Source organism: Geobacillus sp. FJAT-46040 (assembly GCF_002335725.1).
Classification (GTDB): domain Bacteria; phylum Bacillota; class Bacilli; order Bacillales; family Anoxybacillaceae; genus Geobacillus; species Geobacillus thermoleovorans.
In genome coordinates this window covers 2,908,461-2,924,211 of record NZ_NISS01000001.1, presented here as the reverse complement: position 1 = coordinate 2,924,211, position 15,751 = coordinate 2,908,461, and the positions used below count along the sequence as shown (strand labels likewise).

Annotated in this window: 6 protein-coding genes, 2 tRNA genes and 3 rRNA genes; 10 read left to right on the top strand and 1 reads right to left on the bottom strand. The window is 53.1% G+C overall.

What is annotated here, in order from left to right; genetic code table 11:
* Positions 1-9: 9 nt before the first annotated feature.
* From gyrB to rrf, 8 genes are all read left to right on the top strand, one after another.
* On the top strand, positions 10-1,932 hold the full coding sequence (gene gyrB, locus CD000_RS15640) for a DNA topoisomerase (ATP-hydrolyzing) subunit B (RefSeq protein WP_014194553.1): 1,923 nt from the start codon (positions 10-12) through the stop codon (positions 1,930-1,932).
* A gap of 152 nt (positions 1,933-2,084) precedes the next feature.
* Positions 2,085-4,541 carry a DNA gyrase subunit A gene (gyrA, locus tag CD000_RS15635; protein WP_096225989.1) on the top strand — a complete coding sequence of 819 codons (2,457 nt, stop codon included), beginning with the start codon at positions 2,085-2,087 and terminating at the stop codon, positions 4,539-4,541.
* A 145-nt stretch (positions 4,542-4,686) separates the two neighbouring features.
* The gene (locus CD000_RS15630) at positions 4,687-5,754 is read left to right on the top strand and encodes an HD-GYP domain-containing protein (protein WP_096225988.1); all 1,068 of its coding nucleotides are present in this window, start codon (positions 4,687-4,689) and stop codon (positions 5,752-5,754) included.
* Positions 5,755-6,000: 246 nt separating this feature from the next.
* Positions 6,001-7,558 (top strand): 16S ribosomal RNA (locus CD000_RS15625).
* 219 nt (positions 7,559-7,777) lie between these two features.
* Positions 7,778-7,851: transfer RNA gene (locus tag CD000_RS15620), tRNA-Ile, on the top strand.
* Between the two features lie 6 nt (positions 7,852-7,857).
* Positions 7,858-7,933: transfer RNA gene (locus CD000_RS15615), tRNA-Ala, on the top strand.
* Positions 7,934-8,181: 248 nt separating this feature from the next.
* Positions 8,182-11,110, top strand: a 23S ribosomal RNA gene (locus CD000_RS15610).
* Between the two features lie 351 nt (positions 11,111-11,461).
* Positions 11,462-11,578: ribosomal RNA gene (rrf, locus tag CD000_RS15600) — 5S ribosomal RNA — on the top strand.
* Together the 16S, 23S and 5S rRNA genes with 2 tRNA genes alongside form the textbook arrangement of a ribosomal RNA operon.
* Before the next feature lie 44 nt (positions 11,579-11,622).
* Here rrf and CD000_RS15595 read toward each other — a convergent pair.
* Positions 11,623-12,600 (bottom strand): YaaC family protein, encoded by a 978-nt coding sequence (locus tag CD000_RS15595; RefSeq protein ID WP_012820422.1) that lies wholly within the window; start codon positions 12,598-12,600, stop codon positions 11,623-11,625.
* Positions 12,601-12,725: 125 nt separating this feature from the next.
* Here CD000_RS15595 and guaB point away from each other — a divergent pair, with 125 nt between their 5' ends.
* Positions 12,726-14,192 carry an IMP dehydrogenase gene (gene guaB / locus CD000_RS15590; protein ID WP_011229525.1) on the top strand — a complete coding sequence of 489 codons (1,467 nt, stop codon included), beginning with the start codon at positions 12,726-12,728 and terminating at the stop codon, positions 14,190-14,192.
* A gap of 104 nt (positions 14,193-14,296) precedes the next feature.
* Positions 14,297-15,655: a serine hydrolase gene (locus CD000_RS15585; RefSeq protein WP_096225986.1), complete on the top strand. Its 1,359-nt coding sequence runs from the start codon at positions 14,297-14,299 to the stop codon at positions 15,653-15,655.
* Positions 15,656-15,751 lie beyond the last annotated feature (96 nt).

The window sequence follows — 15,751 nt, the reverse complement described above, 5'->3', positions numbered from 1 at the left end:
TGATCAGGCATGACAATGGAACAACGGGTTGAGCAGACGTACGATGCAAGCCAAATCCAAGTGCTTGAAGGCCTTGAAGCGGTCCGCAAGCGCCCGGGGATGTACATCGGCTCGACGGGGCCGAAAGGACTGCACCATCTCGTTTGGGAAATCGTCGACAACAGCATCGACGAGGCGTTGGCGGGCTATTGCACAAACATCGATGTGACGATCGGCAAAGACAACAGCATCACCGTCGCCGACAACGGGCGTGGCATTCCGGTTGACATTCACGAGGCGACCGGGCGTCCCGCCGTCGAAGTCATTATGACCGTCCTTCATGCCGGTGGGAAATTTGGCGGAGGGGGCTATAAAGTGTCCGGCGGCTTGCACGGCGTTGGCGCTTCGGTCGTCAACGCCTTATCGGAATGGCTCGAAGTTTACGTCTATCGGGATGGAAAAATCCATTACCAGCGGTACGAGCGCGGAGAACCGTGCACCGACTTGCAAGTCATCGGCGAGACAGACCGGACCGGAACGACGACCCGTTTTAAGCCGGACCCGGAAATTTTCACTGAGACGACCGAATTTGACTATGAAACGCTGGCCACTCGGTTGCGTGAGCTCGCCTTTCTAAATCGCGGCTTAAAAATCACGCTGACGGACGAACGGGTTGACAGCCGAAAAAACGAATATGTTTACGAAGGCGGCATTCGTTCATACGTCCGTCATTTGAACCGAACACGAGAAGTGCTGCACGAAGAGCCAATTTATATCGCTGGCGAGCGTGACGGCATTGCCGTAGAAATCGCCTTGCAGTACAACGACGGCTATACGAGCAATATTTATTCGTTTGTCAACAACATTCATACGCATGAAGGCGGCACACATGAATCTGGCTTTAAAATGGCGCTGACGCGCATTATCAATGATTACGCTCGCAAGCAGCAAATTTTTAAAGAAAACGACACGAATTTGACTGGCGAAGATGTGCGCGAAGGGCTGACGGCCATCGTGTCGATCAAGCATCCATCGCCGCAGTTTGAAGGGCAAACGAAAACGAAGCTCGGCAACAGCGATGCGCGCACGGTGACCGACGCTGTCTTTTCCGAACAATTTGAAACGTTTTTGCTTGAAAATCCGACGATTGCCCGAAAAATCGTCGAAAAAGGCATGATGGCGGCGCGGGCGCGGCTGGCGGCGAAAAAAGCGCGCGAACTGACGCGGCGCAAAAGTGCGCTTGAAATTTCCAATTTGCCGGGCAAACTGGCTGACTGTTCGTCAAGAGACCCGTCGATCAGCGAGCTGTATGTCGTCGAGGGCGATTCGGCCGGCGGCTCCGCGAAACAAGGGCGCGACCGCCATTTCCAAGCGATTTTGCCGCTGCGCGGGAAAATCCTTAACGTGGAAAAAGCGCGCTTGGACAAAATTTTGTCGAACAATGAGGTGCGGGCGATTATTACCGCCCTTGGCACGGGCATTGGCGAAGAGTTTGACATCTCAAAGGCGCGTTACCATAAGGTCATTATCATGACCGACGCCGATGTTGACGGGGCCCATATTCGCACGCTTCTTTTAACATTTTTTTACCGTTATATGCGGGAATTGATTGAACACGGCTACATTTATATCGCTCAGCCGCCGCTGTATAAAATCGAGCAGGGAAAACAGGTGCGTTATGCTTACAACGACCGCCAGCTTGAGAAAATCCTTGCCGAGCTGCCGGACCAGCCAAAACCGACGATTCAACGCTATAAAGGATTGGGCGAAATGAATCCGGAGCAACTTTGGGAAACGACGATGAATCCGGAAACGAGAACGTTGCTGCAAGTGAGCTTGCAAGACGCCATTGACGCAGATGAAACGTTTGAAATTTTAATGGGCGATAAAGTTGAGCCGCGCCGCCAGTTCATCGAAGAAAATGCCCGTTATGTGAAAAACTTGGACATTTAGGATAAAAAAAAAGAGGGAATCAGCCGCCCTCCTCGCTTCACCTTGCCGACGGGGACACCCGGCGCGCGAGCGAAGCGGCGCCCGCCGTCCGTCCGCGTCCGCCTGGCCGGGCGGTCCGGACTGGAGGAGGTTTCAAAGGGAGGTTTGAACGAATGGCAGAACACGAACAACCGCGCATCCGCGAAGTGAACATCAGCCAGGAAATGCGTTCTTCGTTTCTTGACTATGCGATGAGCGTCATCGTTTCGCGCGCCCTGCCGGACGTGCGCGACGGGCTGAAGCCGGTGCATCGCCGCATTTTATATGCCATGCACGACCTCGGCATGACTGCCGATAAACCGTATAAAAAGTCGGCTCGCATCGTCGGCGAAGTGATCGGGAAATATCATCCGCACGGGGATGCCGCCGTGTATGACACGATGGTGCGCATGGCGCAAGATTTCAACTACCGCTACATGCTTGTCGACGGACATGGCAACTTCGGATCGATTGACGGCGACGCGGCAGCAGCGATGCGCTACACGGAAGCGCGCATGTCGAAAATCGCCATGGAGCTTTTGCGCGATATCAACAAAGACACGATTGACTATCAAGACAACTATGACGGTTCGGAAAAAGAACCGGTCGTGCTGCCGTCCCGGTTTCCTAATTTGCTTGTCAACGGTTCATCCGGCATCGCTGTCGGAATGGCGACGAACATTCCGCCGCACCAGCTTGGCGAAGTGATTGATGCCTTGTTGGCATTAAGCCAAAATCCGGAGATGACGGTTGCCGATTTGATGGAATACATCCCAGGACCTGACTTTCCAACCGCTGGACAAATTATCGGCCGCAGCGGCATCCGCAAGGCGTACGAAACGGGTCGCGGCTCCATTACATTGCGCGCCAAGGCCGAAATCGAGCAGCAGCCAAACGGCAAGGAAACGATCATTGTGACCGAGCTCCCTTACCAAGTAAACAAGGCGAAACTGATCGAGCGGATCGCCGAACTTGTGCGCGACAAAAAAATTGACGGCATCACCGACTTGCGCGACGAGTCGGATCGGAGCGGCATGCGCATCGTTATCGAAGTGCGGCGCGATGCCAACGCGAAGGTTGTGTTGAACAATTTGTACAAACATACGGCATTGCAAACGAGTTTTGGCATCAACATGCTTGCTTTGGTAAACGGCGAGCCGAAAGTGCTGAACTTAAAAGAGTGTTTGGAGCATTATTTAAACCATCAAAAAACCGTCATCCGCCGGCGGACGGCGTTTGAGCTGAAAAAAGCCGAGGCGCGTGCTCACATTCTGGAAGGGTTGCGCATCGCCCTTGACCATTTGGATGAAGTGATCGACCTCATCCGCCGCTCACAGACAACGGAGGCGGCGCGCGAAGGGCTGATGGCGCGGTTCTCACTCAGTGAACGGCAAGCGCAGGCGATTTTGGATATGCGCCTGCAACGGTTAACCGGCCTTGAGCGGGAAAAAATCGAACAAGAATACCAAGACCTTGTCCGTCTGATCGCAGAACTGAGAGGCGTATTGGCCGACGAAGAGAAAGTATTGCAAATCATTCGCGATGAACTGAGCGAAATTAAGGAGCGGTTCAACGATGAGCGGCGCACGAAAATCGTTTCAGGAGCCGTTGAGCAGTTCGATGACGAGGATTTAATTCCACAAGAGCATGTCGTCATCACGCTTACTCATAAAGGCTACATCAAGCGCTTGCCTTTATCGACGTACCGGAGCCAAAAACGCGGCGGACGGGGCGTGCAAGGCATGCATACGGCGGAAGACGATTTTGTCGAACATTTGCTCATTACGTCGACTCATGATACCGTGCTGTTTTTCACGAATAAAGGGAAAGTATATCAGGCAAAAGGCTACGAGATTCCGGAATTCGGCCGCACAGCCAAAGGGCTGCCGATCATCAACTTGCTTGAGCTCGATAAAGATGAGTGGATCAACGCCATGATTCCGATTGAAAGCGAGTTTAGCGATGAACGCTACCTCGTGTTTGCGACAAAGCAAGGAATTGCCAAACGTTCCCCGCTTTCAGCGTTCGCCCATATTCGCAACAACGGGCTTATCGCCATCCATTTGCGCGAAGGGGATGAACTGATTTCTGTCCGGCTGACGGATGGCAAAAAGCATTTGATCATCGGTACGAAAAACGGCATGCTCATCCGTTTTCCGGAAACCGACGTGCGGGCGATGGGCCGCAGCGCGACTGGAGTCAAAGCGATCACGCTTGATGACGGGGATGAAGTAGTTGGCATGGAAATTTTAGAAGACCATCATGATGTGCTTGTCGTCACGAAAAAAGGGTTCGGCAAGCGCACTCCGGCCTCGGAATACCGCGTGCAAAGCCGCGGGGGCAAAGGATTGAAAACGTGCAACGTCACGGATAAAAACGGTCCTGTCGTTGCGGTGACAACCGTCGTCGGCAATGAAGACGTCATGGTGATCACGACCGGCGGCGTGCTCATTCGCATTGCCGTCAGCGATATTTCTCGGACGGGAAGAATCGCCCAAGGCGTTAAGCTCATTCGCCTCTCTGGCGAAGATGGGCATGAGTGCGTCGCTACGGTGGCGAAAGTGCCTGAGGAAGAAAGGGACGAGGAATAAAGAAGAAGATCATTCAGCCTAACGGAAACGGCGCTTCGCCTATAGGCGCGGGGCGTCGTTTTTCTGTTTCAAAAGCCTGCCATCGCGGCCAAAATCATGTTACGATAGAAATATAGAGAAAAAAAGACAAAGGGGGCACTAATCGATGGTCCGTGTGAAACGCTCCCAGCTTCGCGAAGGATGCGTGCTCGCTGAAGATGTGCTCGGCAAGACGAAACGTCCAATTATACCGAAAAACACCGTGATCACGAAACCGTTGCTACTCGTACTTGAAAAATTCCTCGTTGAGGAAGTGGACGTTGAACCATTGCTTGCTAACGGTGAACCATTTCCCAACGTCGATTCCGCATCAACGGCGGTTGCCAAACAGCCGATGGCTTTCTACTTAGAGGCGGTCCAACGATACAAAACATGGTTTCAATCGTGGCAAGCCGGTTTGCCGGTTGATATCGGCGAAATCAGAGGGGTCATCACTTCGCTTTTTGAACGAATGGCGGGCCAAAAACGGGAGTTGCTTATGTTGCATCATTACGCAACAAAGGACGAATATTTGCACCATCATGCCGTCAGCGTCGGGCTGCTCGCGGGCTTTTTGGCCATGCAGCTTGGATACAGCGAAGGGGAATGCCACCAAATCGCCCTTGCCGGTGTGCTAGCAGACTGTGGCATGGCGAAAGTAAGTAAGAGAATTTTGACAAATCCGTCAGCGCTCACTGAAGCCGAGTTCAATGAAGTAAAGCAGCACCCTGTCTTCAGCTACCGCATGGTGCAAAAAATCCCTGCGCTAAACCATGGGGCAAAACTTGCTGTGTTGCAACATCATGAACGAAATGACGGCAGCGGCTACCCGCTCGGAGTAAAAGCAGAAAGAATTCACCCTTACAGCCAGATCGTTGCCGTCGCTGATGTCTACCATGCCATGACTTCAGAACGGTTATACCGTCGCAAACAGTCGCCGTTTCGGGCCATTGAAACGATGCAAAGGGAGCAGTTCGGCAAACTGAGTACAGAAGCTGTCGCCGCGCTGGTGAACAATCTCATCGGCCTACAAACAGGAGCCGTCGTCAAACTCTCCAACGGCGAAATGGCTGAAGTTATGTTTATTCCTTCGGACGAGCCAGCCCGGCCGATCGTCAAGATCATCGAAACCGGACAGTTGCTGTCACTAAGCGTTCAGCGGGACATATATATCGAGGAAATGGTGCAAGGTTGATCAGTGTCAGTTCCAAAAAATACTATTGCCTAAACAACATCCACATGATACAATCAACATTGCTTGTGACGGTAAAGAAATAAAAAAGTTGTTGACTTTTCGTTGTCCATGGGTTATTATTTAATAACTGTCATCATTAAGGGACAGCGAAAAAGCTCCTTGAAAACTAAACAAAACGCAAGCGTCATAAGAAAAGCGGAGGCCGCTTTGGCCGAAGCTGGACAATGCGAAAAGCCAATCAACTTTCTTTTGGAGAGTTTGATCCTGGCTCAGGACGAACGCTGGCGGCGTGCCTAATACATGCAAGTCGAGCGGACCAAATCGGAGCTTGCTCTGGTTTGGTCAGCGGCGGACGGGTGAGTAACACGTGGGCAACCTGCCCGCAAGACCGGGATAACTCCGGGAAACCGGAGCTAATACCGGATAACACCGAAGACCGCATGGTCTTTGGTTGAAAGGCGGCCTTTGGCTGTCACTTGCGGATGGGCCCGCGGCGCATTAGCTAGTTGGTGAGGTAACGGCTCACCAAGGCGACGATGCGTAGCCGGCCTGAGAGGGTGACCGGCCACACTGGGACTGAGACACGGCCCAGACTCCTACGGGAGGCAGCAGTAGGGAATCTTCCGCAATGGGCGAAAGCCTGACGGAGCGACGCCGCGTGAGCGAAGAAGGCCTTCGGGTCGTAAAGCTCTGTTGTGAGGGACGAAGGAGCGCCGTTTGAACAAGGCGGCGCGGTGACGGTACCTCACGAGGAAGCCCCGGCTAACTACGTGCCAGCAGCCGCGGTAATACGTAGGGGGCGAGCGTTGTCCGGAATTATTGGGCGTAAAGCGCGCGCAGGCGGTTCCTTAAGTCTGATGTGAAAGCCCACGGCTCAACCGTGGAGGGTCATTGGAAACTGGGGGACTTGAGTGCAGGAGAGGAGAGCGGAATTCCACGTGTAGCGGTGAAATGCGTAGAGATGTGGAGGAACACCAGTGGCGAAGGCGGCTCTCTGGCCTGCAACTGACGCTGAGGCGCGAAAGCGTGGGGAGCAAACAGGATTAGATACCCTGGTAGTCCACGCCGTAAACGATGAGTGCTAAGTGTTAGAGGGGTCACACCCTTTAGTGCTGCAGCTAACGCGATAAGCACTCCGCCTGGGGAGTACGGCCGCAAGGCTGAAACTCAAAGGAATTGACGGGGGCCCGCACAAGCGGTGGAGCATGTGGTTTAATTCGAAGCAACGCGAAGAACCTTACCAGGTCTTGACATCCCCTGACAACCCAAGAGATTGGGCGTTCCCCCTTCGGGGGGACAGGGTGACAGGTGGTGCATGGTTGTCGTCAGCTCGTGTCGTGAGATGTTGGGTTAAGTCCCGCAACGAGCGCAACCCTCGCCTCTAGTTGCCAGCACGAAGGTGGGCACTCTAGAGGGACTGCCGGCGACAAGTCGGAGGAAGGTGGGGATGACGTCAAATCATCATGCCCCTTATGACCTGGGCTACACACGTGCTACAATGGGCGGTACAAAGGGCTGCGAACCCGCGAGGGGGAGCGAATCCCAAAAAGCCGCTCTCAGTTCGGATTGCAGGCTGCAACTCGCCTGCATGAAGCCGGAATCGCTAGTAATCGCGGATCAGCATGCCGCGGTGAATACGTTCCCGGGCCTTGTACACACCGCCCGTCACACCACGAGAGCTTGCAACACCCGAAGTCGGTGAGGTAACCCTTACGGGAGCCAGCCGCCGAAGGTGGGGCAAGTGATTGGGGTGAAGTCGTAACAAGGTAGCCGTACCGGAAGGTGCGGCTGGATCACCTCCTTTCTAAGGACGAAAAGCGGAGGCGAGCGTTTCGCCGCGATGGGCAAATGTTCTTCGCCTAGAGGGATGTTTACATCCCGAAGGCGAAGGTTATTTGACCCCGAGCGGCGGCGAGCCGAAGCTAGACAGAATTTCTTGACAAAACCTATCAGTTTGATTATAATGACGCTTGCTGTTTTGTTTAGTTTTGAGGGAACTTATTGTTCCTTGCAATGTGTATATGGGCCTATAGCTCAGCTGGTCAGAGCGCACGCCTGATAAGCGTGAGGTCGGTGGTTCAAGTCCACTTAGGCCCATTGGATGGGGCCTTAGCTCAGCTGGGAGAGCGCCTGCTTTGCAAGCAGGAGGTCATCGGTTCGATCCCGATAGGCTCCACCATATCAAGGTAAGAGGTTTCAAAGAAGTCGCTTTGCGTCTACAAGCGGATTCGGAGAAGCCGAATTCCTCGACACAAACCAGCGAAGAAGCGAATTCAAAGGAGCTACTTTGCGCCTTCGTCTTCCAGCAGGTTCAAGGAAGATGGATTCCTCGGCGCAAAGCTGCAAAGAAGCAGACTCAAGGCAGCAGCTTCGTTCCTTGAAAACTAGATAACCGATAAAGCAAAGGAAGAAGCCGAGAGCGCGATAGGTTAAGCTAGAAAGGGCGCACGGTGGATGCCTTGGCACTAGGAGCCGATGAAGGACGGGGCAAACGCCGAAACGCTTCGGGGAGCTGTAAGCAAGCGTTGATCCGGAGATGTCCGAATGGGGGAACCCACTGTCCGTAATGGGGCAGTATCCATGCCTGAATCCATAGGGCATGGAGGGCACACCCGGGGAACTGAAACATCTTAGTACCCGGAGGAGAAGAAAGCAACCGCGATTCCCCAAGTAGCGGCGAGCGAAACGGGAACAGCCCAAACCAAGAGGCATGTCCTCTTGGGGTTGTAGGACCGCTCACGATGGGAGTGAGAAAGGGACGGGGTAGACGAACCGGTCTGGAACGGCCGGCCAGAGAAGGTGAGAGCCCTGTAGTCGAAACTTCGTTCCCTCCCGAGCGGATCCTGAGTACGGCGGGACACGGGAAATCCCGTCGGAAGCAGGGAGGACCATCTCCCAAGGCTAAATACTCCCTAGTGACCGATAGTGCACCAGTACCGTGAGGGAAAGGTGAAAAGCACCCCGGGAGGGGAGTGAAAGAGAACCTGAAACCGTGTGCCTACAAGTAGTCAGAGCCCGTTGATGGGTGATGGCGTGCCTTTTGTAGAATGAACCGGCGAGTGACGATGGCGTGCGAGGTTAAGCCGAAGAGGCGGAGCCGCAGCGAAAGCGAGTCTGAATAGGGCGAAAAGTACGTCGTCGTCGACCCGAAACCAGGTGATCTACCCATGTCCAGGGTGAAGGCCGGGTAACACCGGCTGGAGGCCCGAACCCACGCACGTTGAAAAGTGCGGGGATGAGGTGTGGGTAGGGGTGAAATGCCAATCGAACTTGGAGATAGCTGGTTCTCCCCGAAATAGCTTTAGGGCTAGCCTCGGGATGGAGAGTGTTGGAGGTAGAGCACTGATTGGGCTAGGGGCCCTCATCGGGTTACCGAACCCAGTCAAACTCCGAATGCCAACGACTTATGCCCGGGAGTCAGACTGCGAGTGATAAGATCCGTGGTCGAGAGGGAAACAGCCCAGATCGCCAGCTAAGGCCCCAAAGTGCACGTTCAGTGGAAAAGGATGTGGAGTTGCCGAGACAACCAGGATGTTGGCTTAGAAGCAGCCACCATTTAAAGAGTGCGTAATAGCTCACTGGTCGAGTGACTCTGCGCCGAAAATGTACCGGGGCTAAACGTGCCGCCGAAGCTGCGGGATGACCGTTGGTCATCGGTAGGGGAGCGTTCTAAGGGCAGAGAAGCCAGACCGGAAGGACTGGTGGAGCGCTTAGAAGTGAGAATGCCGGTATGAGTAGCGAAAACAGAGGTGAGAATCCTCTGCGCCGAAAGCCTAAGGGTTCCTGAGGAAGGTTCGTCCGCTCAGGGTTAGTCGGGACCTAAGCCGAGGCCGAAAGGCGTAGGTGATGGACAACAGGTTGAGATTCCTGTACCACCTTCTTCCCGTTTGAGCGATGGGGGGACGCAGGAGGATAGGGCGAGCAGGCGGCTGGAAGAGCCTGTCCAAGCCGCAAGGCTGATCCGCAGGCAAGTCCGCGGATCATAAGGCCAAGCGGTGACGGCGACGGATTGATCCGGAAGTCCCCGATTTCACACTGCCAAGAAAAGCCTCTAGCGAGGGAAGAGGTGCCCGTACCGCAAACCGACACAGGTAGGCGAGGAGAGAATCCTAAGGCGCGCGGGAGAACTCTCGTTAAGGAACTCGGCAAAATGACCCCGTAACTTCGGGAGAAGGGGTGCTCTTTGGGGTGAAGAGCCCTGAAGAGCCGCAGTGAAAAGGCCCAAGCGACTGTTTATCAAAAACACAGGTCTCTGCGAAGCCGAAAGGCGACGTATAGGGGCTGACACCTGCCCGGTGCTGGAAGGTTAAGGGGAGCGCTGAGCGGAAGCGAAGGTGCGAACCGAAGCCCCAGTAAACGGCGGCCGTAACTATAACGGTCCTAAGGTAGCGAAATTCCTTGTCGGGTAAGTTCCGACCCGCACGAAAGGTGTAACGACTTGGGCGCTGTCTCAACGAGAGACCCGGTGAAATTATACTACCTGTGAAGATGCAGGTTACCCGCGACAGGACGGAAAGACCCCGTGGAGCTTTACTGCAGCCTGATATGGAATTTTGGTATCGCTTGTACCGGATAGGTGGGAGCCTGGGAAGCCGGAGCGCCAGCTTCGGTGGAGGCGTCGGTGGGATACCACCCGGGCGGTATTGAAATTCTAACCCGCACCCCTTAGCGGGGTGGGAGACAGTGTCAGGTGGGCAGTTTGACTGGGGCGGTCGCCTCCCAAAAGGTAACGGAGGCGCCCAAAGGTTCCCTCAGAATGGTTGGAAATCATTCGGAGAGTGCAAAGGCACAAGGGAGCTTGACTGCGAGACGGACAGGTCGAGCAGGGACGAAAGTCGGGCTTAGTGATCCGGTGGTTCCGCATGGAAGGGCCATCGCTCAACGGATAAAAGCTACCCCGGGGATAACAGGCTGATCTCCCCCAAGAGTCCACATCGACGGGGAGGTTTGGCACCTCGATGTCGGCTCATCGCATCCTGGGGCTGTAGTCGGTCCCAAGGGTTGGGCTGTTCGCCCATTAAAGCGGTACGCGAGCTGGGTTCAGAACGTCGTGAGACAGTTCGGTCCCTATCCGTCGCGGGCGGAGGAAATTTGAGAGGAGCTGTCCTTAGTACGAGAGGACCGGGATGGACGCACCGCTGGTGTACCAGTTGTCCCGCCAGGGGCACCGCTGGGTAGCTATGTGCGGACGGGATAAGCGCTGAAAGCATCTAAGCGTGAAGCCCCCCTCAAGATGAGATTTCCCACCGCGCAAAGCGGGTAAGATCCCTCGAAGATGACGAGGTCGATAGGTCCGAGGTGGAAGCGTGGCGACACGTGGAGCTGACGGATACTAATCGATCGAGGGCTTAACCTAGAAAAGTGAAAGCGCCGCGATTAGCTCTCGAAGCCAAATGTTCTTCACCCGCAGGGGTGCTTGCACCCCGAGGGGGAAGGTTATTTGGCAGAAGAGAGCTAGGCGCTGGAACTGGACAAAGAAAAGCGCAGGCGAGCGGTTCGCCGCGACGGGCAAATGTTCTTCGCCTGCAGGGATTTCCGATCCCGAAGGCGAAGGTTATTTGACCCCGAGCGGCGGCGAGCCGGAGCTGGACAATGCGAAAAGCGCAGGCGAGCGGCTTCTTCCTGAGCACGGTTATCTAGTTTTGAGGGAATGAAAAAGTCTTGACAACAGGTCAACTTTCCTTATAACAAGACTTGTCCATTGTTGCCTAGTGGCTATGGCGGAGGGGAAACACCCGTTCCCATCCCGAACACGGAAGTTAAGCCCTCCAGCGCCGATGGTAGTTGGGGCCAGCGCCCCTGCAAGAGTAGGTCGTTGCTAGGCGAAAATCCCCTGCTGTATATACAGCAGGGGATTTTTGATTTGATTCAACCCAAAAATTTCCGCATTAAGTATTCATGAAGCAGCAACGGCACTTTTTCCGCCGACACGGAGAGAAACTCAAGAATAAAAGTGTATGCCTTGCTTGGGTAAGAATGGAGAAGCTCGCTCCACCATTCCGTCTCATAGCGCGAAATCATGCTCAAGTTATACAGCAACAAGTAATGGGCGTGTATTTCTGGAAGCGAGAATGTTTTCTCTTTCTTGACTGGAATTCGGAGTGTACCGTCAAGATGGAATAAAAACGGACCTTCTCCGGCCGGCGACAGCGGCGATTCTATATGAAAATACAGAAATTCTCCTTCTTCTTTGGCGAACGAAAGCCGCTTTCCTTGTCCTTCTTCACAGAGATATTGGACAAAGCGGGACAACGACATATGGTAGTGGTCCAAAATCACTTTTGGGATGGCGAGCATCGGCGGCGAAGCAGTATGTACAACAGGCAAGGATAACGGTTTTTTTCGCCCGCTTAGAAGAAAAAACGTTTCATGCAACTCGCCAATTCGTTGCAACAGCGTGCCCATGCGAAATTTTTCCCCAGCTTCTTGTTTCACATGAAACATTTTTTCAGAAAAATGTGCGAATAAACCGTTTTTTTGTATTTTCACTTCATCATCTAAAAATTCGTAGCCCTGTTTTTTTCGTTTTCTTGCTGATACACCATGGGCCAAGACCGATGTTGATTCCGGGTAGTCGGGGTCGACAGTGAGCAGGCATGCTTTTAAGAGCTGCACCATGCCGTAAAACAAGAGAACCGGCTTGATGGACAGCGGCGCCTGCTGGGCAGCGGCGTAAAAGTTTTGCCCGTGTTCCAGATAATATAAAAATGGGTAACAGTTTGCATAACTGCGTTGGACGGCGTCATCCCGCTGCAGCTGTTGATAGCATTGCCGCAAAAATTGCTGCGCAGTATCGGCCGAGCGGAAAACAGAAAGGCGAAACAGTTGACCGTGATTTCCGAACATTTTTACCCCCCTTACATAGAATTGTCTTGAAATAACTGAAAAGTTGGACATTTTCTTGATTCCTTGACAGTAGTTTAACCAGTTGTTAAGCTACTAATAATATTTCCGGACAAGGGGGAGAAAACATGTGGGAAGCGAAATTCGCCAAGGAAGGATTGACGTTTGATGACGTTCTTCTCATCCCAGCGAAGTCGGACGTATTGCCGCGCGATGTTGATGTAACCACGAAGTTGAGCGATACGCTGCAGTTGAACATCCCGATTCTCAGCGCTGGGATGGATACGGTCACCGAAGCGGAGATGGCAATTGCGATGGCGCGTCAGGGAGGCCTTGGCATCATTCACAAAAATATGTCGATCGAACAGCAGGCCGAGCAGGTCGACAAGGTGAAACGGTCGGAACGAGGCGTCATTACGGACCCGTTTTTCCTAACGCCGGATCATCAAGTGTATGATGCAGAACACTTAATGAGTAAATATCGGATCTCGGGGGTGCCGATCGTCAACAACCCCGAGGAGCAAAAATTGGTCGGCATTATTACGAACCGTGACTTGCGTTTCATTCAAGACTATTCGATTAAAATTTCCGAGGTAATGACGAAGGAAAACTTGATCACTGCTCCGGTGGGGACAACGTTGGAGGAAGCAGAGAAAATTTTGCAGCGACACAAGGTCGAAAAACTGCCTCTTGTTGATGAAAACGGTGTGCTGAAGGGATTAATTACGATCAAGGATATTGAAAAAGTCATTGAGTTCCCGAATTCGGCGAAAGATGCGAAAGGGAGGCTGATTGTCGGGGCGGCCGTCGGGGTGACGGCGGACACGATGATTCGCGTCAAAAAGCTTGTTGAGGCAGGGGTTGATGTCATTGTCGTTGACACGGCGCACGGCCATTCGAAAGGCGTCCTAGAGACGGTGGCCAACATCCGACGCCAATACCCGGACTTGAACATCATCGCCGGCAATGTCGCGACAGCTGAAGGGACGCGCGACTTGATTGAGGCTGGGGCGAACATTATTAAAGTCGGAATCGGTCCGGGGTCCATCTGCACGACCCGGGTTGTCGCCGGGGTTGGTGTGCCGCAAATTACGGCGATCTACGACTGTGCGACTGAGGCGCGCAAACATGGCGTCCCGATCATCGCTGACGGCGGGATCAAATATTCCGGCGACATTGTGAAGGCGATCGCGGCTGGGGCGCATGCGGTTATGCTCGGCAGCTTGCTTGCTGGTGTTTCCGAAAGCCCGGGTGAGACGGAAATTTACCAAGGCCGCCGCTTTAAGGTGTACCGGGGCATGGGATCGGTCGCAGCCATGGAGCGCGGCAGCAAAGACCGCTATTTTCAAGAAGATGCGAAAAAGTTTGTCCCGGAAGGCATCGAGGGACGCGTTCCATACAAAGGGCCGCTTGCCGACACGATTTATCAGCTTGTCGGTGGGTTGCGCGCCGGCATGGGCTATTGTGGAACCCGCAATTTGGAAGAGTTGCGCGAAAAAACGCAGTTTATCCGCATGACGAGCGCGGGGCTTCGTGAAAGCCATCCGCATGACGTGCAAATTACGAAAGAAGCGCCGAACTACTCTGCTTTTTGATCGGAGTTGCGCCGATCGGCTCAACTTTGACGGAGACATGTCCTCCGTCTATTTTTTTGGCCGACGGTATGTTACAATAACGGTTGTGTGAGGAGGGTGTCATTGTGAGGAGGAGAAAACAAAACTGGTTGTTTTGGTTGCTGTCGATTTGCCTTTGTTTAACGTTTGGTCCGTTTCAACAGACGGTGAAGGCGGAAAGCGCCCCGCTTGACATCCGGGCGGATGCTGCGATTTTAGTGGATGCACAAACGGGAAGAATTTTGTATGAAAAAAATATCGATACGGTGCTTGGGATTGCCAGCATGACGAAAATGATGACCGAGTATTTGCTTCTTGACGCCATTAAGGCGAAGCGCGTCAAATGGGATCAAATGTACACGCCAAGCGATTACGTGTACCGGCTGTCGCAAGACCGGGCGCTGTCCAATGTCCCGTTGCGAAAAGATGGCAAGTATACGGTGCGTGAGCTGTACGAGGCAATGGCCATTTATTCGGCGAACGGGGCAACGGTCGCGATTGCTGAGATCATCGCTGGATCGGAGAAAAATTTTGTGAAAATGATGAACGACAAAGCGAAAGAGCTTGGGCTGAAAGATTATAAGTTTGTCAATGCCACAGGGTTGAGCAATAAGGATTTAAAAGGATTCCATCCAGAAGGGACAAGCACAAATGAGGAAAACGTCATGTCCGCACGTGCGATGGCGATGCTTGCCTACCGGTTGCTGAAAGATCATCCCGAAGTGCTGAAAACAGCGAGCATTCCTCATAAAGTATTCCGGGAAGGAACAAAAGATGAAATCAAAATGGACAACTGGAATTGGATGCTGCCTGGGCTTGTGTACGGATACGAAGGTGTAGACGGGTTGAAAACCGGCTATACGGAATTTGCCGGCAACTGTTTCACCGGGACGGCGAAACGAAACGGCGTCCGCTTGATTTCGGTTGTCATGAATGCGAAAGATGCGAGTGGGAAAACAACAAAAGAGGCGCGCTTTAAAGAGACAGAAAAACTATTTAACTACGGATTTAACCAATACTCCCTCGAGACGCTTTATCCAAAAGGGTACCAGCTGAAAGGAAAAGAAACACTTCCGGTCGTGAAAGGGAAAGAAAAAGAGGTTCGTGTCGCGACAGGAAAGAATCTGGATCTGCTTGTGAAAAGCGGCGAGGAAAAACAATACAAACCTGTATATGTGTTGGACAAGAAAAAAATGACAAAAGAAGGAAAGCTAGTCGCCCCTTTGAAAAAAGGGGAAACGGTGGGATATATGACGCTCGAATATAAAGGGGACGACTCCCTTGCCTTCTTAAGCCCAGACATGCAAAAAAACATCCGTGTGCCGCTTGTCACAACAGCTGAAGTCGAAAAAGCCAATTGGTTTGTTCTTTCGATGCGCGCGGTCGGCGGACTGTTTGTTGATTTATGGACAAGCGTCGCCAAAACAGTGAAAGGCTGGCTGTAAAATCGACTCCCCTTGATGGGGAGCTTTTTTCCATTGTGATTTTTGTAAAAATTGAGGTAAAATAAAACAGTGGAATCGTCCTTTTGCATGCCTCGC